This window comes from Pseudomonas kribbensis (assembly GCF_003352185.1).
GTDB classification, from domain to species: domain Bacteria; phylum Pseudomonadota; class Gammaproteobacteria; order Pseudomonadales; family Pseudomonadaceae; genus Aquipseudomonas; species Aquipseudomonas kribbensis.
Map to the genome: position 1 here is coordinate 2,962,372 of NZ_CP029608.1, position 20,621 is coordinate 2,982,992.

General features: G+C 61.4%; 19 protein-coding genes. 10 read left to right on the plus strand and 9 right to left on the minus strand.

Annotated features, from left to right (window positions below; genetic code table 11):
• Positions 1-154: 154 nt before the first annotated feature.
• Positions 155-4,939 (minus strand): dermonecrotic toxin domain-containing protein, encoded by a 4,785-nt coding sequence (locus tag DLD99_RS13510; RefSeq protein ID WP_114882749.1) that lies wholly within the window; start codon positions 4,937-4,939, stop codon positions 155-157.
• Positions 4,940-5,146: 207 nt separating this feature from the next.
• Between DLD99_RS13510 and DLD99_RS13515 the strand changes: the two genes are divergently transcribed.
• Positions 5,147-6,178 carry an Ldh family oxidoreductase gene (locus tag DLD99_RS13515; protein WP_114882751.1) on the plus strand — a complete coding sequence of 344 codons (1,032 nt, stop codon included), beginning with the start codon at positions 5,147-5,149 and terminating at the stop codon, positions 6,176-6,178.
• Positions 6,179-6,233: 55 nt separating this feature from the next.
• Here DLD99_RS13515 and DLD99_RS13520 read toward each other — a convergent pair whose 3' ends face one another.
• Positions 6,234-6,551 carry an ElaB/YgaM/YqjD family protein gene (locus tag DLD99_RS13520; protein WP_016982860.1) on the minus strand — a complete coding sequence of 106 codons (318 nt, stop codon included), beginning with the start codon at positions 6,549-6,551 and terminating at the stop codon, positions 6,234-6,236.
• 153 nt (positions 6,552-6,704) lie between these two features.
• On the opposite strand from DLD99_RS13520, the gene DLD99_RS13525 reads away from it, so the two are divergent.
• Positions 6,705-6,959, plus strand: coding sequence for a hypothetical protein (locus tag DLD99_RS13525; RefSeq protein ID WP_007957535.1), 255 nt, complete (start codon positions 6,705-6,707; stop codon positions 6,957-6,959).
• On the opposite strand, the gene DLD99_RS13530 is transcribed toward DLD99_RS13525, so the two are convergent.
• The gene (locus DLD99_RS13530; protein ID WP_114882752.1) at positions 6,960-7,874 is read right to left on the minus strand and encodes a LysR family transcriptional regulator; all 915 of its coding nucleotides are present in this window, start codon (positions 7,872-7,874) and stop codon (positions 6,960-6,962) included.
• Positions 7,875-7,958: 84 nt separating this feature from the next.
• Between DLD99_RS13530 and DLD99_RS13535 the strand changes: the two genes are divergently transcribed.
• Positions 7,959-8,882, plus strand: coding sequence for a carbon-nitrogen hydrolase family protein (locus tag DLD99_RS13535; protein ID WP_114882754.1), 924 nt, complete (start codon positions 7,959-7,961; stop codon positions 8,880-8,882).
• On the opposite strand, the gene DLD99_RS13540 is transcribed toward DLD99_RS13535, so the two are convergent.
• The 4 genes from DLD99_RS13540 to DLD99_RS13555 all read right to left on the minus strand — a co-directional run bounded on the left by DLD99_RS13540 (position 8,872) and on the right by DLD99_RS13555 (position 12,489).
• A complete protein-coding gene (locus DLD99_RS13540) occupies positions 8,872-9,426 on the minus strand; it encodes a GNAT family N-acetyltransferase (protein WP_114882755.1) in 555 nt (184 codons plus the stop codon). The genes DLD99_RS13535 and DLD99_RS13540 overlap by 11 nt on opposite strands.
• A gap of 53 nt (positions 9,427-9,479) precedes the next feature.
• Positions 9,480-9,953: an LEA/WHy family protein gene (locus DLD99_RS13545; protein WP_114882757.1), complete on the minus strand. Its 474-nt coding sequence runs from the start codon at positions 9,951-9,953 to the stop codon at positions 9,480-9,482.
• A gap of 70 nt (positions 9,954-10,023) precedes the next feature.
• Positions 10,024-11,490 (minus strand): nucleobase:cation symporter-2 family protein, encoded by a 1,467-nt coding sequence (locus DLD99_RS13550; RefSeq protein ID WP_114882759.1) that lies wholly within the window; start codon positions 11,488-11,490, stop codon positions 10,024-10,026.
• A gap of 99 nt (positions 11,491-11,589) precedes the next feature.
• Positions 11,590-12,489, minus strand: a complete 900-nt coding sequence (locus tag DLD99_RS13555; protein ID WP_114882761.1) for a LysR family transcriptional regulator — start codon at positions 12,487-12,489, stop codon at positions 11,590-11,592.
• A gap of 99 nt (positions 12,490-12,588) precedes the next feature.
• Here DLD99_RS13555 and DLD99_RS13560 point away from each other — a divergent pair, with 99 nt between their 5' ends.
• The 7 genes from DLD99_RS13560 (at position 12,589) to DLD99_RS13590 (ending at position 18,202) form a co-directional block, all read left to right on the plus strand.
• Positions 12,589-13,680 (plus strand): polyamine ABC transporter substrate-binding protein, encoded by a 1,092-nt coding sequence (locus DLD99_RS13560; RefSeq protein WP_114886679.1) that lies wholly within the window; start codon positions 12,589-12,591, stop codon positions 13,678-13,680.
• Positions 13,681-13,709: 29 nt separating this feature from the next.
• The gene (gene speB / locus DLD99_RS13565) at positions 13,710-14,669 is read left to right on the plus strand and encodes an agmatinase (RefSeq protein WP_114882763.1); all 960 of its coding nucleotides are present in this window, start codon (positions 13,710-13,712) and stop codon (positions 14,667-14,669) included.
• Positions 14,670-14,757: 88 nt separating this feature from the next.
• Positions 14,758-15,474 carry a helix-turn-helix transcriptional regulator gene (locus DLD99_RS13570; protein ID WP_114882765.1) on the plus strand — a complete coding sequence of 239 codons (717 nt, stop codon included), beginning with the start codon at positions 14,758-14,760 and terminating at the stop codon, positions 15,472-15,474.
• A gap of 51 nt (positions 15,475-15,525) precedes the next feature.
• Positions 15,526-15,867: a nuclear transport factor 2 family protein gene (locus tag DLD99_RS13575; RefSeq protein ID WP_085708179.1), complete on the plus strand. Its 342-nt coding sequence runs from the start codon at positions 15,526-15,528 to the stop codon at positions 15,865-15,867.
• Positions 15,868-15,889: 22 nt separating this feature from the next.
• Positions 15,890-17,008, plus strand: coding sequence for a cell division protein ZapE (gene zapE, locus DLD99_RS13580; RefSeq protein ID WP_114882767.1), 1,119 nt, complete (start codon positions 15,890-15,892; stop codon positions 17,006-17,008).
• Between the two features lie 17 nt (positions 17,009-17,025).
• Positions 17,026-17,607: a DinB family protein gene (locus tag DLD99_RS13585; protein WP_114882769.1), complete on the plus strand. Its 582-nt coding sequence runs from the start codon at positions 17,026-17,028 to the stop codon at positions 17,605-17,607.
• 97 nt (positions 17,608-17,704) lie between these two features.
• Positions 17,705-18,202, plus strand: a complete 498-nt coding sequence (locus DLD99_RS13590; protein WP_114882770.1) for a GNAT family N-acetyltransferase — start codon at positions 17,705-17,707, stop codon at positions 18,200-18,202.
• An 83-nt stretch (positions 18,203-18,285) separates the two neighbouring features.
• Here the strand turns inward: DLD99_RS13590 and DLD99_RS13595 are convergent, their stop codons facing one another.
• On the minus strand, positions 18,286-18,492 hold the full coding sequence (locus DLD99_RS13595) for a DUF2790 domain-containing protein (RefSeq protein ID WP_114882772.1): 207 nt from the start codon (positions 18,490-18,492) through the stop codon (positions 18,286-18,288).
• Between the two features lie 224 nt (positions 18,493-18,716).
• Positions 18,717-20,465: a phosphoethanolamine transferase CptA gene (locus DLD99_RS13600; protein ID WP_114882774.1), complete on the minus strand. Its 1,749-nt coding sequence runs from the start codon at positions 20,463-20,465 to the stop codon at positions 18,717-18,719.
• Positions 20,466-20,621: the final 156 nt, after the last annotated feature.

The window sequence follows — 20,621 nt, forward strand, 5'->3', positions numbered from 1 at the left end:
TGGCGATTTCCCATCAATGAGGCGCTGCTTCCTCCGTCATACCCCTGAAACACGGGATGTATTGAGCACAGTATTCACGATGCAGAGTGAAAAAATGATCAAAAGCGCACTGTTCGCAATTGCGCGCGGGCGCCGAGCCCGCGCGCAACGTGCGTCAAGGGGACTGAACCGGATCGAGCTGGCGGCCGATCTCGCAGATCAGGCGAGCGATGGAGTCGGCGTTGCGCAGGATGACGTCGATACGCACGTCCGGTGAGTGTTGATCGAGAAAGGCATTGCGCGCTTCCTGCATGTTTTTACTGCCGGTCAGTTTAAGAATTTCCTCGCCGATGACCTGCATCTCCGGGACGCTGGTGATGTCGACCCAGGACTTGAGGGTCGTATTCCATTCCGCGAACAGTTGTGCCCGTGGGGTGCTCAGCGACAATGCAGAGGTCTGATCGAACTCCAGTTCCTGAAGCAACAGGGCGCCGGAAGCGGTGATGGTCGAGATCAAATCGCTGAACGGCTCCCGGGCCCTCACCGAAGCAATATCCAGCGCCTTGCTGAACTGATGGGAAAACTCGTGAATCAACGTCGAGGCCTGAGCATGGCCATCGACATCGAACGGCGCCAGCAGATGGCTCTTGAACTGATCCAGTTGCTGGTTGAAAAAATGCTCGGTGAAATGCACCAGTTTTTTCTCGTCACCGTCCAGTACGAACGCAATCACATCGTGCATGAACCGGTTCGAACCCACGATAAATCTATCGGTATCCAGCAATTCATCGGCCGGATCCACCAGTGCCCGACAGATCGGCAGGATCGTCGTGCTGATCTTGGCAAGTGTTGCTGTAGTGACGGTTGGCACATCAAAAAAACGTTCAATGAATCGGCTCACCCGGGGATTGTCGGTGCCGTGGCTGAGCGGTGTCAGATTATGCAGGCAGTAAAAGGCATAGCGTCGGGCGAGGTCGATGGCGTGCACCAGCATTCGGGCCTTGTCCGGGTATTTGCGGCGAATTTCATCCATCCCGCGAGCCTCGATGTTCAACATCGTGCGCCGCAGTCGGGAGATGGTATTGCGCTCGGCCATTTTCCTGAATGCCTGGCCGTAGTGAACCGTCTGGTGAGCCGGCACCTGCACCATGGCCAGGCCGCTTTTCTGAAAAAGGGGGCCGTGTTTTCCCGCGCCGCTCAGTTGCCAGTACGCGTCGTGCCGGGTGACCTGGTAAACCTTGCCGTTGATGGCTGCGTAATCGCGATTGGTGCTGGATTGGCTGTAGGCTCCCGTTGTCGAGCCGTACGCCAGATCCTTGAGCGCAACGTGGGTGGCTTCGAATGATTGCATCAAGGTGCGTATTGGCGAAGTCGGCTCGACTTCACCGATATCGGGCGACGCGGCTTCTCGGGTTTGTTGCCCGGCAGTTGCGGCATCGGTCGAGATCTCCGGCAGCAACGCCATCTGCACCATTTGCACGCCGCCGGCAATAAACGACTGCATGACCCGTTTCCAGTGATGGTCCTGCAAGGCTTCGGCCGAATCTTTGAATTCGTCGTAGGCGCGCCAGAGAAAGGGCACAAAGGCCAGTTTGCCTTGCAACGTTGTCGCGACCTGCCTGATGCCATGGCTGAACAGGGTCTTGACGTTTTCCCAATCGGACTGTGCTTCGCGTTCGGTCTGCGATTCGAGCTGCTGCTGCAGGAGCTTGAGGTTGTCGTTATACAGCTGCTCCAGCAGGTTGCCTTCGATGGGGTGACTGGCCAGGGTCATTTCGCTGGTCTGGCCCGCCGTGGCTGTCAGCAGGCTGCGAAAAACCGCCTGCCGGCCGGCGGGCAGGCGCCGAAGCAACAGGTTCTGCAGAGGCCCCGGCGTATTCAGGGCTGCGATCAGTTCCTCCTCGTTCCTGAATTCGTGAAACAGCGGTTCGGCATACGGTGCGTACAACACCAGAGGCCCGTCGTGCCGCTGACCCGGAGCAAAGACGTAAAGTCCCAACGCAGTTTCTGCGCTGGCACCGATTGTCTTGACCAGTGCCAGCGGGCTCACGACGACATGGGCGCCGGGCACGGTGGCGCGAGCATAGCCATCAGGCATGTCCAGTGCCTGGCAGACCTGGGTGTAAGCGGCAGTCGACAAATGCTGCTGAAGTTTCAATGCGTGGGCATGCTGCATCAATTGCCAGGGCACCTGGTGGAAAAAGCGTTGCTTGCGTTCACGACCTTCAAGCGTGTCCGTCGAGAGTGCCGCCGCTACCTTGTGTCCATAGGTCGTCGGGATCTCCAGCGACAGCAGCAGTTGATCGACCGCTCTGCGATCCAATCCGGGAGGCAGCGATTCGGTGGTTTTCGATACCACCCTGTAACCTGTGCCCTGGAGTACGTTGACGTGATTGAGGGCAAATTCGACCAGGTCGCGTGGCGGGCCGGCCAGCGCCAGATTGGGGATGATTTCGATCTGTCGGGGATCGAGATGCTCGCTCGGAAAGCGCAGGGCGAGCGAGGTTTTCAGTGCGTGTTCGACATGCTCGACCAGCGGTGTGACGTTTGTCAGATAGTCCTTGTCGTCGACGACATTGCGGTTCCAGCGTTCAAGCAGTTCGACGTGTCGCTTCTGATCCATGACCGGTGCCATGCTGAGCCAGGCAGGAAATGTCTGTTGGTTCTCGATGGCCCGGGCATGCTCACTCGCCAGGCGCAGGTTGGTCTGGGGTGGCATCCCGCGCAGCGCTGACAAGGCTTTTTCCCGTTTCGTGCTGTCCTGCAGGCGCTGACGTACTTGCTCGCATCGCGACAGATAGTGCTCGACGGCCGACTGAATACGGTCTTGCAACACGTTGCCATGAAGGGTACGCAACCGCCCGAGGGTATAACGCTGATGAGGCTGGTACTGCTCGGGAAGGATATTCTCCAGCACGGACAGGCTTTGAACGTTGTCGAGCAGCCGCCGGTCCAGCGCCTGTCGGGCATTGGCGATGCTGTCGAACGCCTCCAGCCCCAGTGCCGGCGTCCACAAAACGGCACGTCCCGAGTGATGGGCGTCGAGGCCGCCGCGTTCGGTCATGAAGACGCAATGGGCCAGGGGCCAGACGGTCTTGCCGTCGGGCGTCTCGAGGGTGAGGGCAAAGGCATCGGGCCGGAAACCTCCAAGCCCCGGACGTTCCAGGCGACTCGGTCGGTCAGCATTGATGACGGTTTCGACGACGGCCTGGGCCCAGGCCGGCAGACTGCCACTCGATGCCCTGAGCCGGGCTTCACCGTTCACGCCGACGAACCAGGCGTGGGCCAGATCCGCTTTCATGTTCTCAAGCCACGCGCGCTGGGTGTCCCGGGTTGTCATGGGCTGTCTGTCGAGATTCTCCAGCAGTGGCGTCTCGACCGCATGGTACGTCCTGATCGCCGCGCGGGCCTTGTCGGCCAGAAGGATCGAAGGCTGCTGGCTGCCGGACCAGACCGGTTGTGTGCTCCAGCGCCCCTGGGCATCGAGTTGCAGCAGATGTTCGTGAATCATCGAGCGGATATCCACGCTCTTGTCGAACAGTGCATGGAGGTTTACCGCTCCGTCGCTCAGACGAAACACTTGCAGGGCGTACTCGACGTTCTGTCGTTGCTTGGTGATGATCGATTCGCACAGGAACCGGAACACCTCGCCGGCCACCCGGTCTCCCGAAACCTGAGGCTGATCGAAGCCCAGGAAGCGGCCGCGTTCCTGCAGGCTCAGCAGGGCATAGAGTTCATCCTCGTGGCCTTCGGCCATGAACTTGCTCTGCAAAGTTGCTTTCAGGTCCTGATAGTCTTTGAGCTGGTGCAGTCCTTGAGATGGCGTATAGAGAAACGCATCAGAACCGCTGCTGATCATCAGTGAGCCTGCCAGCTCGACATAATTGGCCGGGTTTTCCCAGAGACGGACGGTTTCGGTGATGGGGGCAGCGGGGTGGTCGGCTGTCGGCCGGATCAACTGATGCAGCGTGTCGAACTGATTTGCGTCGAGGATTCCGGCTTCGCGCTTGCGCATCCAGTCGACTCGCGCCTGATCCTCCAGTATCCGGGCCAGGAAAGAGCGGCGCGTCGAACCCAAAACTGCGGCAGCGTTCCAGTAATATTCCAGCTGCCGGAACAGCAACGCCGGCAGCATGCCGGAGGCCTGGATGACGGCATTTCTCCATTGTTCCTGGTCGTGGGTGCCCGGTGTCCTGGCGGGATGGGAAAACCCGGGCTGGCGAGTACCCGGCCAGCGCTGGTGGCGGTAGTGCATCAACACGGCCTCGCTCAGGCTCATGGAATCGACCCTGGGGGCATCTCCGGCGGGCTCGGAGTTGCCATCCGTGTCGCGAGCCGAGTAAACGCTGACGCGGGTGCGACTCTGCTGCAACGCCCCGAAGTGGGGCTGGAGCAGTTCATCCAGCGCGCTGTCCAGCAATTGCGTGAGGGTCGGCAGTTTCTTCAGTTCGTCCAGCATGGCCTGGGCATTGAGCAGCGGACCTTGCCGGAGGGAGGTATCGCGTTCCTCGAACACATCTTCTTCGATGATCGAAAACGTCACCGAAATGCGCTCGGCATCCAGCAGTCGTCGTTGCTGGGCCAAGGGTAGAAAGGCCAGCAGGGTGTCCTGATCGTCGATTGTTCTGAGGCGTGCTTCGAGCTGTGCCCTCAGGTTGGCGCGACTGTGATATTTGCGGATGCCGTCATACGGGGTGTAGAGGATCTGGCCCTTGTCGTAAGGGGTTTCACTCAGAACGAATGCGCCCGGCAGCGTGACGGGTAACTGGTTGTCGGCGGTGAGCAGAATACGTTCGGCCGACATCGGCGGCCTCTGCTGGCGCCGTAATCTATCGGACGCCAGCCGGACATCGGCCAGCCAGCGGAAATCCTTGTCTTCAAGGCCGTGGATTCTGCCCAGTTCGGGCCACAGCCCCGGGGAGTCGAGGGCTTCTGGGAACAGCAATGCAGGTGTGGGCATCTCAAGTCTCGAAAAGTGTGCGTGGGCACGTGAATGGCGAGACGTGAGGCTAGGGACCGGGGAGCCGTCGCAGGTGGTATATGAATATTGCCTGGAAGTTTCACCACAGACATTGCAGGGTTGACAGGCCACCGGCTGCCCGTGGTTAATCCGGAGGCGTCAGTTCGTACGCTGTTGTTCCCTCCAATAATTATTCTGGAGCTTCAGATGTCTGCGCCACACGATCATGCGGTCTCGTCCACGGTGTCCCTGGACGAGCTGACTCAACTGCTGGAAACGATCTTTATCCGTCACGGCACCTCGGCCGAGGTGGCCGCAACGCTGGCCGCCAATTGCGCCAACGCCGAGCGGGACGGTGCTCACAGTCATGGTGTATTCCGGATTCCGGGATACGTGTCGACCCTCAACAGCGGCTGGGTCAACGGTAAGGCCGTGCCGAAGGTCGAGGACGTCGCATCAGGGTTTGTCAGTGTCGATGCCGGTAACGGTTTCGCCCAGCCTGCGCTGGCGGCGGCACGTCCGCTGCTGGTGGAAAAGGCCCGCAGTGCCGGGATCGCGATATTGGCGATCCGCAATTCCCATCACTTTGCTGCGCTGTGGCCGGACGTCGAACCGTTCGCCGACGAAGGCCTGGTGGCGCTGAGTGTGGTCAACAGCATGACCTGCGTGGTGCCGCACGGCGCCGACCGACCACTGTTCGGCACCAATCCGATTGCTTTCGCCGCGCCTCGGGCCGACGGGGCACCGATCGTGTTCGACCTGGCCACCAGCGCCATCGCCCACGGCGACGTGCAGATCGCCGCACGCAAAGGTGAAAAACTGCCGACGGGCATGGGCGTGGACAGCCTCGGCCAGCCGACCTGCGATCCGAAGGCGATTCTTGAAGGCGGCGCGCTGCTGCCGTTTGGCGGGCACAAGGGCTCGGCGCTGTCGATGATGGTTGAGCTGCTCGCCGCGGCGTTGACCGGTGGCAATTTCTCGTTCGAATTCGACTGGAAGAATCATCCCGGGGCTAAAACCCCATGGACCGGTCAGTTGCTGATCGTGATCGACCCGAGCAAGACCGCCGGGCAGAGTTTTGCCGAACGCAGTCAGGAACTGGTCAGGCAGATGCACGGGGTAGGGCTCAAGCGTTTGCCGGGTGACCGGCGGCATTTGCAGCGGGCCAGATCATTGGCCGAGGGCATCGTGCTGGACGAGCAGACCCTGGCGCAGTTGCGTGAGCTGGCGGGCGAATGACGTTTTGCCGGACATGAAAAAGGCGAGCCCGATGGCTCGCCTTTTTTGTCCTCGCTCAGCGGCGGCCGAGCAACAGACCGACCACCAGACCGAAACCGGCCGAGATCGCCACGGTCTGCCATGGGTGACCGCCGATGTAGCTTTCGGTGGCATCCACCGCCGGTTTGGTGCGGTCACGGACACTGGACACCGAATCCAGTGCCTGCTGCAGTTTCAGGGCGATTTGTCCGCGCAGGGTTTCCGCTTCCTCGCCGACCAGTGAGGCACTGCTTTTGAGCAGTTTGTCCGACTCTTCGATCAGAGCCTGAAGTTCGCTGAACGCTTGATCCTTGATTTGGTCTTCAGCGGCTTGAACGGCGCTTTTGCGGGCCATTGGGTGACTCCTTGCAGGTGAATGGACAGTGAACAATGGAGTGTGGCGCTGCTTGAAAAGTTGCAGTGAATTTCCGTCAGGAAGAAAAACCAGCGCCGGAGATTTCCCTCCAGCGTGTAAGATGTCGCCATTTCATGCAGCAGGTAATTCCCCATGAGTTTCAATCTGGCCGACAAATCCCTCGCAGAGCGCGCTGCGCTGGAAGACGAGAAATCCCGACTGTTCGAACTCTGGCAGAACAATCTGGGCAAAGCCAAGGGCGAAGCCGCACGATTGTTCGGCGAGCGCTCCAAGCGCAAGGGCAAATGGGCCGAATTCGTTCGCGCCGAACTGGACGGCATGTCGCCGCCTGAGTTCGCCAACATGGTGCGCAGTGAAGTCAACCGGTTGATGGCGGCCAACAAGTAATCATTCGGTCTTGAAACTGGCAACAATCGCTTCGCGCACTTTCAGCACCACCGGATCGATCTGGGTATTGGTACGCCAGCCCAGTTCGACAGGATAGCGCGGCAAGTCCAGCGGGCAGGGCAGCAGGGCCAGCCCGCTCAGTGACGCAATGGCCTGCGCCGCGTGGGTCGGGATGGTCGCCACAGCGGTACTGCCCTTGAGCAGGTGCGGCAACGCGGCGAAATGCGTGGTCGAGGCGCACACCCGGCGACTCAAGCCGAGCGCCGCCAGCCCCTCATCGGTGATCCCGATAAAACCGCCCGACGACACCAGAATGTGCTCCCGGGTGACGAACTCCTCCAGACCGATCTGCTGCTGGCCGGGCGCAAGGCTCGCCGGATCCACCAGACACGCATAACCCCCTTCACCCAAGACCTGACGGCTGAGCAGCCGTTCTGCGAACCCGCCTGCGGTGATCGCCAGGTCGATGCTGCGCTCCATCAGGGCCCGGGCGACGATCTGGCTGTGGGTCTGGCGGAAGATCAACCGCAGCTTCGGCGCGTGCCGCCCGATTTCTTCGATCAGACGCCGCCCGTAGGCGATTTCGAAATCATCCGACAGCCCGATACTGACCGAACGCCCGTCGTACTGATTGGCCGCCGGGTCGACCATCGCCAGGCTTTGCCGGCACTTGTTCAGGGCATCGCTGACCACCGGTTTCAACTGATTGGCCTTGAGCGTGGGCGCCAGACCCCGGCCGGTGCGCACGAACAATTGATCGCCGTACACCTCACGCAACCGGCGCAACGCGGCGCTGACCGCTGATTGCGTCACACCCAGACGCAACGCCGCACGACTGGCACTGGACTCTTCATGCAGCGCTTCAAAGACTTTCAGCAGGTTGAGATCGACGGTGGCGATATTCATTTGGCTCATATCATTCAGCAGTGAGTCGGGCTTTATTCATGATCCCGTGGCGCCGGAGAATGAGCAACACCTGAACTTCACGGAGTGACCGCCATGCCCAAATCAATCGTTGCCGCCCTGCAGATCGGTACCTTGCCCGGTGGCAAGGCTGAAACCCTGGAACAGATCCTGAGCTGGGAAGGCGCCATCATCGAATCCGGCGCCTCGCTGGTAGTGATGCCCGAAGCGCTGCTCGGCGGTTACCCGAAAGGCGAGGGCTTCGGCACGCAACTGGGTTATCGCTTGCCCGAAGGGCGCGAGGCCTACGCCCGTTACTTCGCCAACGCCATCGATGTGCCGGGCGTGGAAACCGAAGCACTGGCCGGACTGTCGGCGCGCACCGGGGCCAATCTGGTAATCGGCGTGATCGAACGGGCCGGCAGCACCCTGCATTGCACCGCCCTGTATTTCGACCCGCAGGCGGGGCTGGTCGCCAAACACCGCAAACTCATGCCCACCGGCACCGAGCGGCTGATCTGGGGCAAGGGCGACGGTTCGACCCTGCCGGTGCTCGATACTCAGGTCGGCAAACTCGGCGCGGTGATCTGCTGGGAAAACATGATGCCGCTGCTGCGCACGGCGATGTACGCCAAGGGCATTGAGGTCTGGTGCGCGCCGACCGTGGACGAGCGCGAGATGTGGCAAGTGAGCATGCGCCACATCGCCCATGAAGGGCGCTGCTTTGTGGTCAGCGCCTGTCAGGTGCAGGCCTCGCCGAATGAACTGGGCGTGGAGATCGCCAACTGGCCGGGGGATCGACCACTGATTGCCGGCGGCAGCGTGATCGTCGGGCCGATGGGCGATGTGCTGGCCGGGCCGTTGCGCGGCGAGGCCGGATTGCTCACCGCCGAGATCGACACCGATGAACTGGTGCGGGCCCGCTATGACTACGACGTGGTCGGCCACTATGCACGGCCGGATGTGTTCGAATTGAGCGTGGACGAGCGCGCCAAAGCCGGTGTGCGCTTCACCGCTTGAGGCGTTGCTGTTGCCACTCCTCACGGGTGATTTCCCAGATTTCCCGTGGGAAGCGGCCGCTGACGAAGTCATCTTCATCGGTGCGGATCAGCCGCATGCCGGTGCGCTCCGAGAGCTTGCGCGAGCCAATGTTCGGCGCGGCCTTCGGCACGCGCATCAGCGGTTGACCGAGGGCTTCGAACCAGTAGCGGGTCACGGCTTCGCTGGCTTCGGTCATCAGGCCCTGACCCTGCCAGGCCGGGGCGAGCCAGAACCCGCGATGGTTATCCGGCTCGTCCATCAGGCTGATGTTGCCGATCAATTGCTCAGGTGCCGACTTGAGGCGAATCGTCCAGTGCCACTCTTTGCCCGCCGCAATCGCCGGCAGCGCAATGTCCCGCAGGTAGGTGAGGGCGCCATCGTCCGGATAGGGCCAGGGCACCAAAGCGTTCAGGTAACGCACCACTTCCCAGTGCGCAAACTGCTGCTGGATGGCCTCGGCATCCGCCAGCTCCAGCGGGCGCAGAATCAGCCGTTCGGTGTACAGCGTGGGCGTTTGTTCCATAAACCAGCGACTTCCCTGTTTTCTGACCGTGAGCGCTGCAGGCTACCGCATCTTTACCAGGTTGCGGCACTTGCTCGCGGCAGGCTGAGCTTGCCGCTGTCGACAAACCGCATGGTGCCAAACACACCGCCCGCCAGTTTGCCGCGCAGCACATAGGGCAGGTTGTCGAGGGTTTGGGTCTGACTCAGGCCGAGAGTCTGGCGCAGCACCGAGAACGCCGAAATGCTCACCGGGACGCTGACGATGGCTTCGGAGAACCGTGGAATGGAACCGCTTTGATCGCTGACACCGGACGCGAACGAATGCCCGTTCACGTCAAGGTCCAGCGCAATGCCGTTGTAGTCGATGGCGGTTTCGTTGGGGTTCTGCACCCGCAGCTTGATGGCGAAGCGCACTTCCAGATCCTGGCTCGGCAGCGGTTCGACGCCCACCACGTTGATGTTCACCGGGTCGCGGTTGGGAAACAGCGCACAGGCGCTGAGGGAGAGCAGAAGCAGGGACAGGATGACGGCTTGGATACGACGCATTGATGCTCTCTCATTGAAAAAGGGCTGAACCGTTGCCGGTATCAGCCCTTTTTTCATTGAGCGGACAGGATCAACGGTTCAACTGTGCGACAGCGGCCGGGGAGGCAGGTTCAGCTTTGGCCGGCATGTCCGGGTTTTCCATGACCTGAAGGATAGAGGCTTCCGGGTCGAAATCATCCTCTTCCAGTTCGATGAACTCTTCCGGCAGGAAGATGTTCAGCACGATCGCACACAGCGCACCGACGGTGATCGGCGATTCGAAAATATTGCGCAGCGCCTGCGGCAGTTCGCGCAGCACTTCCGGCACGGCGGCGATGCCCAGGCCCATGCCGACGGAAATTGCCACGATCAGCATGTTGCGCCGATGCAGGCCGGCCTCGGCGAGGATCTTGATCCCGGCCACGGCGACGGTTCCGAACATCACCAGCTCCGCGCCACCGAGCACCGGTTTCGGCATCAGTTGCAGCACCGCGCCGATCATCGGGAACAGACCCAGCAACACCAGCAGGCCGGCAATGAAGAACGCGACGTAACGACTGGCGACGCCGGTGAGCTGAATCACCCCGTTGTTCTGGGCGAAGGTCACCATCGGCATGCTGTTGAACACGGCCGCCATCGCGGAGTTGAGGCCGTCGGCCAACAACCCGGACTTGATCCGGCGGATGTACAACGGGCCTTTGACCGGTTGCCGGGAAATCATCGAGTTGGCGGTCAGGTCACCGGCAGCTTCCAGCGGCGACACCAGGAAGATCACCGCCACCGGCACGAACGCCACCCAGTCGAAGTTGAAGCCGTACTTGAACGGTACCGGCACGCTCACCACTGGTACTTGGGGCAGATTGGCGAAATCCACGGTGCCCATCAGCCACGCCACCACGTAGCCGAGGGTCAGGCCGATGACGATCGCGCCCAGGCGCAGGAACGGCACGTCGACCCGGTTCAACACCACAATGGTGCCCAGCACCAGCGCCGCCAGAAACACATGGCTGCCCGCGCCCAGGTCCGCCGCGCCGAAGCCGCCGGCAATGTCGGTCATCGCCACCTTGATCAGCGACAGGCCCATCAGCGTGATGATGGTGCCGGTCACCACCGGGGTGATCAGCATGCGCAATTTGCCGATGAACTGGCTCAGGACCACTTCGATGAACGCGGCGAAGAAACACACGCCGAAGATCGTCGACAGGATTTCATCGGTGCCGCCGCCCCGGGCCTTGACCATGAAACCAGCGCTGAGAATCACGCTGATAAAGGAAAAACTGGTGCCTTGCAGACACAGCAGCCCCGAACCGACCGGGCCGAAACGCTTGGCCTGAACGAAGGTGCCGAGGCCGGACACGAACAGCGCCATGCTGATCAGGTACGGGATTTCACTTTGCAGACCGAGGGCGCCGCCCATGATCAGGGTCGGGGTGATGATGCCGACGAAGCTGGCCAATACGTGTTGCAGCGCGGCAAACACCGTCGCGGTGAAGTGCGGACGGTCGTTGAGACCGTAGATGAGATCGTTGTTGCGCGGGGCTTTTTCAGAGACGGTCATGGTGGTTTGCGTGCCGCAATGCGGGGCCGGGTCGGAAAATGGGTGCGCAGGATGCCGCAAGCGGGGAGCGAGGGCAACGCATTAAAACTGCCCAAAAGGTCAGGTTCGACCAAAGGCTGACAGCAGATCTTCTTCAAAGGCCTTCTGCGCATCCCCCGGTACCTGTGCCCGATGGCGAGCCAGATGGAACGCCACTTCGAAGCTCAACTCGCCTTCCAGCACCGGACGCAGCAGCCCTTTGTCCTGCCATTGGCGGGCGTAATGGCTGGGCAGGTAACCAACATGTCTACCGGACAGGATGAAGGCGAGGGTGCCTTCGACCTGCTCAGAGCGCGCCGAGCAGACCTTGCCCTGAAACGGTTCGTCACTGCGCAGAAAACGGTACGGATGATCGACCCGGTCACACGCCTGCAACGCCGCTTCATCGGGGGCATCGTTGGTAAACAGCGGATGGCCGGGCGCGCAATACAGATGCTGGGTTTCGCTGAACAGTTCGCGGTAGTCGAACGCGCTCTGCACCTGGGAGAAGTAACCGATGGCCAGATCCAGCCGTTGTTGCAGCAGCAGGCGCTCCATTTCGCCGGGCATGGCGCTGATCAGCTCGATGCGCACCGATTCGTCCCGATCGCGAAACCGCCGGATCGCCTCGGCCACCCGTTGCAGCACCGATTGATCGACCGCTTCCGACAGGCCCAGCCGCACTTCGCCGATCAGGCGCCCGGCGACACCGTTGGATTGATGGCGGAAGGTTTCAATGGAATCGAACAGGCTGCGCGCCGCAATCAGCAGTTGCTCGCCCTTGGGTGTCAGGCTGAAACCACCCTTGCCACGGTTGCACACCCGATAGCCGAGGCGGGTTTCCAGCTTGGCCATTTGCTGACTGATGCTCGACTGGCTCAGCCCCAGTTCGCCTTGGGCGGCGCTGAAACCATTGGATTCGACCACGCCGAGAAACAGCCGCAGGAGCTGTAAATCGACATCGTGGAGCTGACTGAGCATCACATTACTCCGGCATAAAGTCAGGTTAACAAACTTGATATTTTTCCAATGTATCCGACGGCGCATCCTGCCACCACTTCCTCTGGTCAGGTGTTCGTCATGGCTCCCTTGTTCAAGCTGTGTTTGCCCGCGCTGTTGCTTTCCGTCTCCATCGCCGCCCAGGCCGAGGACAAGACGCTCAACCTCTACAGCTGGGCCGATTACGTGGCGCCCGACACCTTGCAGCGCTTCGAAAAGGAAACCGGTATTCATGTGCGCTACGACACCTTCGATACCTCCGAGGTGCTGGAAACCAAACTGTTGACAGGCGGCAGCGGCTACGACGTGGTGGTGCCGTCGTCCAGTGTGCTGGCCCGTGGGCTGGCGGCGGGAGCACTCAAGGAAATCCCCCACGAACGGCTCAAGGGTTACGCCAATCTTGATCCGGATTTGTTGGAAAAACTGGCGGCTGTTGATCCCGGCAATCGCTACGGCGTGCCCTACACCTGGGGCACCCTCGGCCTGGGCATGAACGTTGAAGCGGTCAAACAGCGGCTGCCGGATGTACCGCTCAACAGCCTCGATCTGCTGTTCAAGCCTGAATTCGCCAGCAAGCTCAAGGACTGCGGGATCGCCATTCTCGATTCGCCGCAGGAAGTGATCGGTCTGGCGCTGCACTACCTCGGCAAGGACCCGTACAGCACCGACAAGAACGATCTGGCCGCCGCCGAAGCCTTGTTGCAGAAGTTGCAGCCGTCGGTGCTCTACGTCGCCACGGGCCGGCAGATCAGTGACCTGGCCAACGGCAGCGTGTGCCTGGCGCTGACCTACAACGGTGACGCAAGCATGGCCGCCGATCAGGCGCGCAAGGCCAACAAGCCGTTCGAGGTGGCCTACCGGATCCCGAAAGAGGGCACGCTGGTGTGGCAGGACAACCTGGCCATCCCCAAGGACGCGCCGCACCCGGAAGCGGCGCGGGCCTTCATCGAGTTCATGTTGCGCCCCGAATCCGTGGCGGCGCTGACCAATACGTTGTTCTTCGCCACCGCCAACCAGGCCGCCACGCCGCTGGTGGACGAAGCGGTGCGCAACGACCCGGACATCTACCCGAAACCCGAGGTGCGCGAACGGCTATACGCCGACCGCAGCATGAGCCTCAAGGACATGCGTCAGCGCACGCGTCTGTGGACCACTTTCCGTAGCCATCAATAACCCTGGATAAATACCAAAGGAGCACATCGATGGACGTGCCAATGCAGAACGATCAGGCCCTGACCCGTCACAGCCTTTACGGCACCGCTGCCGAAAGCACCTACGCCGGGATCACCAGTTTCATGCGCCGGCGCTACAGCCGTGACCTGCGCGGCGTGGACGTGGCGGTCAGCGGCGTGCCGTTCGACACCGCTACCAGCAACCGTCCGGGCGCCCGTTTCGGGCCTCGCGGGATTCGAGCGGCGTCCACCGGGATTGCCTGGGAACGGCACTGGCCCTGGGCGTTCGACCCGTTCGATCATCTGGCGGTGATCGATTACGGCGATTGCGACTTCGATTACGGCTCGCCGCACACCATCCCGGAAAGCATCGAGGCCCACGCCGAGCACATCCTCAGCTCCGGCAGTGCGATGCTCACCTTCGGCGGCGATCATTTCATCAGCTATCCGCTGCTCAAGGCCCATGCGCGCAAGCACGGCACGCTGTCGCTGATCCACTTCGACGCCCACAGCGACACCTGGCCGGACGAGGGCGGCAAACGGGTCGACCACGGCACCATGTTCTGGCACGCGGCGCGGGAAGGGCTGGTGGATCCGGCGCGTTCGGTGCAGATCGGTTTGCGCACCACCAACGACGATCATCAGGGCTTTCAGGTGCTGGACGCACGGCAGGTGCATCGCCGTGGCTGCGAGGCGATTGTCGAGGCCATTCGTGCGCGGGTCGGGGACAATCCGGTTTACCTGACGTTCGACATCGACTGTCTGGATCCGGCCTTCGCACCGGGCACCGGGACGCCGGTCTGCGGCGGGTTGAGCACGGTGCAGGCGCTGGAAATCCTCGGAGGCCTGCGCGGGATCAATCTGGTGGGCATGGACGTGGTAGAAGTGGCCCCGGCCTATGACCATGCAGACGTGACGTCGCTGGCGGCGGCAACGCTGGCGATGGAGATGCTGTGTCTGTACGCGGCGAGGCACAAAGTCGACGCGTAATCAGCTCTGAGCCTGGTGAAAGCTCCTGACAATTTCTGACACCAGGCTCTGCTAAGCTCCGGCAAATTTCCGTCCTGAGCCCCGCATCGTGTCGCGAACCACTCGTTTACTGACTTTGCTGCAAGTGTTGCGCGGCAAGAAACGCCCGGTGACGGCGGCGACGCTGGCGTCCGAGCTGGAAATCTCCGAACGCACCCTCTATCGCGACATCGCCGAACTGACGGCCCTCGGCGCGCCGATCCACGGCGAGGCGGGCATTGGTTATGTGCTGCGCAGCGGTCTGTTTCTACCGCCGCTGATGCTCAACGCCGATGAGACCGAAGCCATCGTTCTGGGCTTGCGTTACGTCGATCAGCGTGGCGACGAGGTCCTGAGCAAAGCCGCAGCGGATGCGTTGGCGAAAATCGCGGCGGTGCTGGACCCGCAGGCTCAGGAGGCGATGCGCAATCCGACGGTGATGCCCGGGCCGCCCGGTTACGGGTTCCCGCAGAACGTGGTGCCGTTGAATGTGTTTCGTCAGGCGATCCGCGATCAGGCCAAGCTGCACATCGATTACGCCGACGCACAGCAGGTGCCGAGCCAGCGCTTGATCTGGCCTTTGGCGCTGGGGTTTCTCAACGAGGTGCGGATCATCGTCGCGTGGTGCGAGTTGCGCAGTGCGTATCGCACGTTTCGCACCGACCGCATTGCCGCTGCCAGCCTGCAGGGCGAGCGTTATCCGGGACGCCGCAGCGACCTGCTGCGCACCTGGCAGCGACAGATGCAACTGGACGACAACGGGCGTTTCACTCCTGACAAAAACTGACGCAGGGCTGTTCTAGGATGGCGTCAGAACCGAAAACAAGGAGCTGCACTCATGTTCCATCCCACCTCGATACTCGCCCCGGCCATCGTTGAGTACATCAATGCCGCCAATGCTCGCGATACGTCCCGGGTCGGCAGTTTTTTTGCCGAGGATGCCCATGTGTTTGATGAAGGCCGGCATCAGGTCGGCCCGCAGGCCATCGCCGACTGGATGCAAGATACCGCCCAGCGCTATCAGCCACGGGTCGAGGTGCTGGGCGTCCAGCAGCGCACCGGCAAAGTGCTGGTGCAAGGGCTGATTTCCGGGACGTTTCCTGGCAGCCCGCTGGAGCTGCGCTACACCTTTCGCCTCAACGAGCAGGGCAAAATCGCACGGCTGGATATTTCCGTGTAGCCGTCGTGGCATACTGCCGCGCATGACTTTCGACTCTCCCTTAAGCGCCTGGCAACATGCCGTCGAGCACAAGGGCTTCATCCAGGATGAAGCCCAGGAGCACGCGGTCTGGGCGTTGCAAAAATGCCATGAGGCCCTGCACGCCGGTGCCCGCTCGGTCACCGGTGTATACCTGTGGGGCCCGGTCGGGCGCGGCAAGACCTGGCTGATGGACCAGTTCCATCAAAGCCTGCGGGTGCCGGCGCGGCGGCAGCACTTTCATCACTTCATGGGCTGGGTCCATCAGCGCTCGTTTCAACTGACGGGTATCGCCGATCCGCTGCGGGCCTTGGCGCGTGAGCTGGCGGCCGAAGTACGGGTGCTGTGTTTCGACGAGTTGTTCGTCAATGACATCGGCGATGCGATCATCCTCGGGCGGTTGTTCCAGGTGATGTTCGACGAAGGCGTGGTGGTGGTCTGCACCTCCAACCTGCCGCCGGATCAGTTGTATGCCGACGGATTCAACCGTGACCGCTTCCTGCCGGCCATCACGGCGATCAAGCAACACATGCAGGTGGTGGCGGTGAACGGCGCCGAAGATCATCGATTGCATCCGGGGGCCATCGAACAACGCTATTGGGTTGCATCACCGGGGCAGGGTCGCGCGCTAAACCAGGTGTTCGACGCATTGGCCGCCGGGCAAACCGTCAGCGCCGAACCGGTGCCGGTCGGTTACCGCGCCTTGAACGTGGTGCAGGCCAGCGATTCAGTGTTGTGGTGCCGTTACGCCGACCTGTGCGAGCAACCGTTCGCCGCCATGGACTTCATCGCGCTGTGCGACACCTACCGGGCTATTCTGTTGAGCGAGGTGCCGAACCTGAGCGCGCAGAAGCGTGAAGGGCGGATCGCTCGTGGCACCGAGGACGGCGCGGAGCGGGTGGTGGCCGGCGACCGCGAGTTGCCGCAGTTGTCGGTGCATGACGACGGCGTGCGCCGCTTTATTGCGCTGGTCGACGAGTGTTACGACCGCAAGGTGCCGCTGTACATCGAGGCCGATGTGCCGATGGACGCGCTGTACACCGAGGGTTATCTGGAGTTCCCGTTCCGCCGGACCCTCAGCCGTTTGCAGGAGATGCAGCTGCAACGCTTTGCCGACACTTGATGCACGGAGGGCGCGACATGCCTCAGCCACTGTCCCACCATTTGCTGACCATGGCCTATCAGAACGCCTGGGCCAACCATCGACTGGCCAAGGCCTGGAGCCAGCTCGAAGACAGGGAGCTGGCAGCACCACGGGTCAGCTTCTTCCCGAGCATTCGCCTGACCCTCAATCACATCCTCACGTGCGACTGGTTCTACGTCGATGCGCTGGAACGCGAGTTGCGCGGTGACGAACCGCATCCTGACTGCTACGTGTTCTTCAATGCAGACGAACCCTTCACCGAGGCACAGGCCTTGCGCCGCGAACAGGCCCATGTCGACCGCCGCTTGATCGCCTATTGCGAGCAACTGCGCGATGCCGATCTGGGTCGCATCGTCACCATTGCCCGGGACACGCCGCAGCACGACAGCCGTCTGCGGATGATCTCGCACCTGTTCGAACATCAGACCCACCATCGTGGCCAGGTCCACGCCATGCTCAGCGGCACACCGGTGAAACCGCCGCAACTGGACGAGTTTTTCTGCGCCGGCGAATCCGGGTTGCGGGCCGAGGATTTCGCCGAGCTGGGCTGGACGGAAGAATTGATCTGGGGCCACTGAGACGGTCGGGTTGTGGTCGGAGGTTGCCTCGCGCTAAGGTCGGTGAGCCTTTCAGTGCGTATGAAATGCACCGGGGCCCGTGCGATCGAGGATGGAAATGGATTCCGCAGAGATTCTTGTACTTCAAGCCAGCTATACCAACCCGCTGCATGCCGAGGCCATCGGTGTGGTGCTCAATCATTACGCCGAAGACCCGATGGGTGGCGGTCATCCCATTGCCCCCGAACTGTTGCAGCAACTGCCCGTAGAGCTGGCCAAGCGGCCTCACGCGTTCAGCGTTCTTGCCTTTGTCGGTGGCGAACCGGCAGGGCTGGTCAACTGCTTCGAGGGTTTTTCGACCTTTGCCTGCAAACCGCTGGTCAACGTGCACGATGTGTCGGTGGTGTCGAAATTTCGCGGCTTGGGGCTGAGCCAGAAAATGCTGCACAAGGTCGAGGAAATCGCCCGTCAGCGCGGCTGCTGCAAGATCACCCTGGAAGTGCTCGAAGGTAATGCCGTTGCTCAGGGCTCCTACACAAAATTCGGCTTTGCGCCGGGCATGTTCGACCCGAATCACGGGCGCATGCTGTTCTGGATCAAGGAATTGCAGGCATAAAAAAGGCGCCCCGAAGGGCGCCCAACTGTCATCTGCGAAGCCAGAGCGGAGCCATCGCAGGTCCATCGGTAAACCTTGTTACATCACGGACGGTAATGCTCGGTGACCTGTGCTGTCTGGTCGTCCGGAACGCGGAGTTCGTTGGTTTTGGTGTCAGCCTGCTGGCTTTGGGCGGTGTGGACCGGGAAGTTTTCCCAGTGATTGCGCATCCGCTCGGCACCGCCCTCGGCGAAAGCGCTGGCGGATGCCAGTGTGATCAGACCGGCAAGGAGTGCAGTCGTGGTTTTCATGGTTGTCTCCTGCGAAAAAATGTCGGAGCCGTTCGTCCATGAATCAGTGCCTCGAGGCGCAGTGTCCGTTGAGGGCATTAACCAGGGGTTAACGCGCGCCCTGTGCAGGTTTTACCGATTGTTTCCGAAGGGGCGGAGAGGGCGATTCAGGAGAAAACAGGGAGTAGTGTCATTTCTGGGTGTGGCGAGAGCATGAAAAAAGGGCCGTTTCCGGCCCTTTCTGGTTATTGCTTGACGACTTCCTTCGGCGCCTCTTCGGGCTTTTTCGGCTTCATCAGGCTGAAGTCGATCAGTGCTCGCTGTTCGCGTTCGTAAGGGTTGCCGATCAACAGGGGACGCTGTTTGAAGCTGTCGCTGACCACGCTTTTGCTGCGGTCCAGTTCATCGAAACTCAAACCGGCCAGATCCGCCCAGGTGTGGATCAGGTGGGCGCTGCTGTAAGGCCGGCTCAGATCCGCAGCGAAACTCCAGTCGTGGTTTTCAAGCCACTTCGGCGAGGCCCAGGCCATGAACGGAATGGTGTACATCGGCGCGGTCGGTTTGTTTTCGTTACGACCCAGGGTGGTGTGACCCGCCGAGTCGAACACGTCTTCACCGTGGTCGGAGAGGTAAAGCAGGAAACCGTTCGGATCGGACTTGGCGTAGTCCTTGATCAGGCTCGACACCACGAAGTCGTTGTACAGCACCGCGTTGTCGTAGCTGTTGTAGGTCGGCACCTGATCGTCACGCACGCCGGCCGGGACGCCAGTGCGGTCCTGGAACTTGTCGAAGCTCGGCGGATAACGGTACTGGTAGCTCATGTGCGTACCGAGCAGGTGCACGACGATCAGCTTGCGCGGTGCCGGGTCGGTCAGGGCCTTGTTGAACGGCTCGATCACGTCACCGTCGTACTGCGCGGCGTTCTGGTTGCGGTTGTTGTTCAGGTACACCTGCTCGTCGGCCTGTTCGGAGAAGGTCGTGAGCATGGTGTTGCGCTTGGTCATGGTCTGCTGGTTGGTGATCCAGAACGTCTTGTAGCCCGCCTGTTTCATCATGCTGACCAGCGATGGCGTGGACAGGTACAGATCCGGGTTTTCTTCGTCGGCGAAGGTCAGCACCTGCTGCAGCGCTTCGATGGTGTACGGACGCGGGGTGACGACGTTATCGAAGACCGACAGCTGGTCCTTGAGCTTGTCCAGTTCCGGCGTGGTCTTGCGCTGATACCCATAGAGGCTCATGCGCTGGCGGTTGGTGGACTCGCCGATCACCAGCACCAGGGTCGCAGGCTGGTTGGCGCCGGCATCCTTGAGGTTGTGCAGCGGCGGGATCTTGCTCGCGCTGTGGAGCATGCCCTGCATCTCGCCCAGGGTTTCCAGGTAGCGGTGGTAGGCCACGGCCATCTGCCATGGCACGGCCGGTTCGATGCGGGTTTCGAATTTCTCGAAACCGCCGGCGAAGCTGCCGGTGCGCTGGGTCTGCTTGATCAGTGGGTAACCGACCACCGCGAACAGGATCGCCATGGCCGCCACGAAGGCCCGGCCACGGGGCATGTAGACCGGACGCAGGCGGGTCCACAGGAAGTAGGCGAACGCAGTGTGAGCGAGGAACGCAGGAATCATCCACCAGGCGAAGTACTGGGTGATGTACTCGCCGGCTTCCGACACGTTCGACTCGAACATGATGAAGATGACGCTCTGGGAGAATTCCTGCTGATAGATGAAGAAGTAGCCCAGGCTGGCCATCGAGCAGGCCCACAGCACCACGCCGATCACGGCGGCGAGCAGGCGGGTGCGTTTGGGGAACAGCAGCATCGGCGCCAGCCAGACTGCGCTCATCACGAATGCCTGACGGAACCCGGTGAAGCCAGAGGTGCCGGTCAGCTGGATCAGTAGTTGAGTGATACCGGAGAAGTACCAGAAGAACACAAACAGCCAGATGAAACCGGCCCAGTCAAAACCTGCCGCAGCAGTCTTGCTGCGTTTAAACCATGCCATTCAGCACTCCAACTCAGTCACCATTGCCACCGCCGGGACGTTTCATGAAATCGGGAGCATGAAACCGACGAACGGAAGCCGCGCGCGGACACGCACGGCAGAATGGGCCGGAGTATCAACAAGCCAATGTGAAAACTTCGTTAGTTGCCGTGAATG

Coding starts and splice junctions, on each gene's coding strand:
- DLD99_RS13545 (WP_114882757.1), bottom strand. CDS start 9,953: ATGCGTCGTATCCAAGCCGTCATCCTGTCCCTGCTTCTGCTCTCCCTC.
- zapE (WP_114882767.1), top strand. CDS start 15,890: ATGACTTTCGACTCTCCCTTAAGCGCCTGGCAACATGCCGTCGAGCAC.
- DLD99_RS13525 (WP_007957535.1), top strand. CDS start 6,705: ATGAGTTTCAATCTGGCCGACAAATCCCTCGCAGAGCGCGCTGCGCTG.
- DLD99_RS13595 (WP_114882772.1), bottom strand. CDS start 18,492: ATGAAAACCACGACTGCACTCCTTGCCGGTCTGATCACACTGGCATCC.
- DLD99_RS13550 (WP_114882759.1), bottom strand. CDS start 11,490: ATGACCGTCTCTGAAAAAGCCCCGCGCAACAACGATCTCATCTACGGT.
- DLD99_RS13510 (WP_114882749.1), bottom strand. CDS start 4,939: ATGCCCACACCTGCATTGCTGTTCCCAGAAGCCCTCGACTCCCCGGGG.
- DLD99_RS13535 (WP_114882754.1), top strand. CDS start 7,959: ATGCCCAAATCAATCGTTGCCGCCCTGCAGATCGGTACCTTGCCCGGT.
- DLD99_RS13540 (WP_114882755.1), bottom strand. CDS start 9,426: ATGGAACAAACGCCCACGCTGTACACCGAACGGCTGATTCTGCGCCCG.
- DLD99_RS13600 (WP_114882774.1), bottom strand. CDS start 20,465: ATGGCATGGTTTAAACGCAGCAAGACTGCTGCGGCAGGTTTTGACTGG.
- DLD99_RS13530 (WP_114882752.1), bottom strand. CDS start 7,874: ATGAGCCAAATGAATATCGCCACCGTCGATCTCAACCTGCTGAAAGTC.
- DLD99_RS13515 (WP_114882751.1), top strand. CDS start 5,147: ATGTCTGCGCCACACGATCATGCGGTCTCGTCCACGGTGTCCCTGGAC.
- DLD99_RS13590 (WP_114882770.1), top strand. CDS start 17,705: ATGGATTCCGCAGAGATTCTTGTACTTCAAGCCAGCTATACCAACCCG.
- speB (WP_114882763.1), top strand. CDS start 13,710: ATGGACGTGCCAATGCAGAACGATCAGGCCCTGACCCGTCACAGCCTT.
- DLD99_RS13560 (WP_114886679.1), top strand. CDS start 12,589: ATGGCTCCCTTGTTCAAGCTGTGTTTGCCCGCGCTGTTGCTTTCCGTC.
- DLD99_RS13585 (WP_114882769.1), top strand. CDS start 17,026: ATGCCTCAGCCACTGTCCCACCATTTGCTGACCATGGCCTATCAGAAC.
- DLD99_RS13520 (WP_016982860.1), bottom strand. CDS start 6,551: ATGGCCCGCAAAAGCGCCGTTCAAGCCGCTGAAGACCAAATCAAGGAT.
- DLD99_RS13575 (WP_085708179.1), top strand. CDS start 15,526: ATGTTCCATCCCACCTCGATACTCGCCCCGGCCATCGTTGAGTACATC.
- DLD99_RS13555 (WP_114882761.1), bottom strand. CDS start 12,489: ATGCTCAGTCAGCTCCACGATGTCGATTTACAGCTCCTGCGGCTGTTT.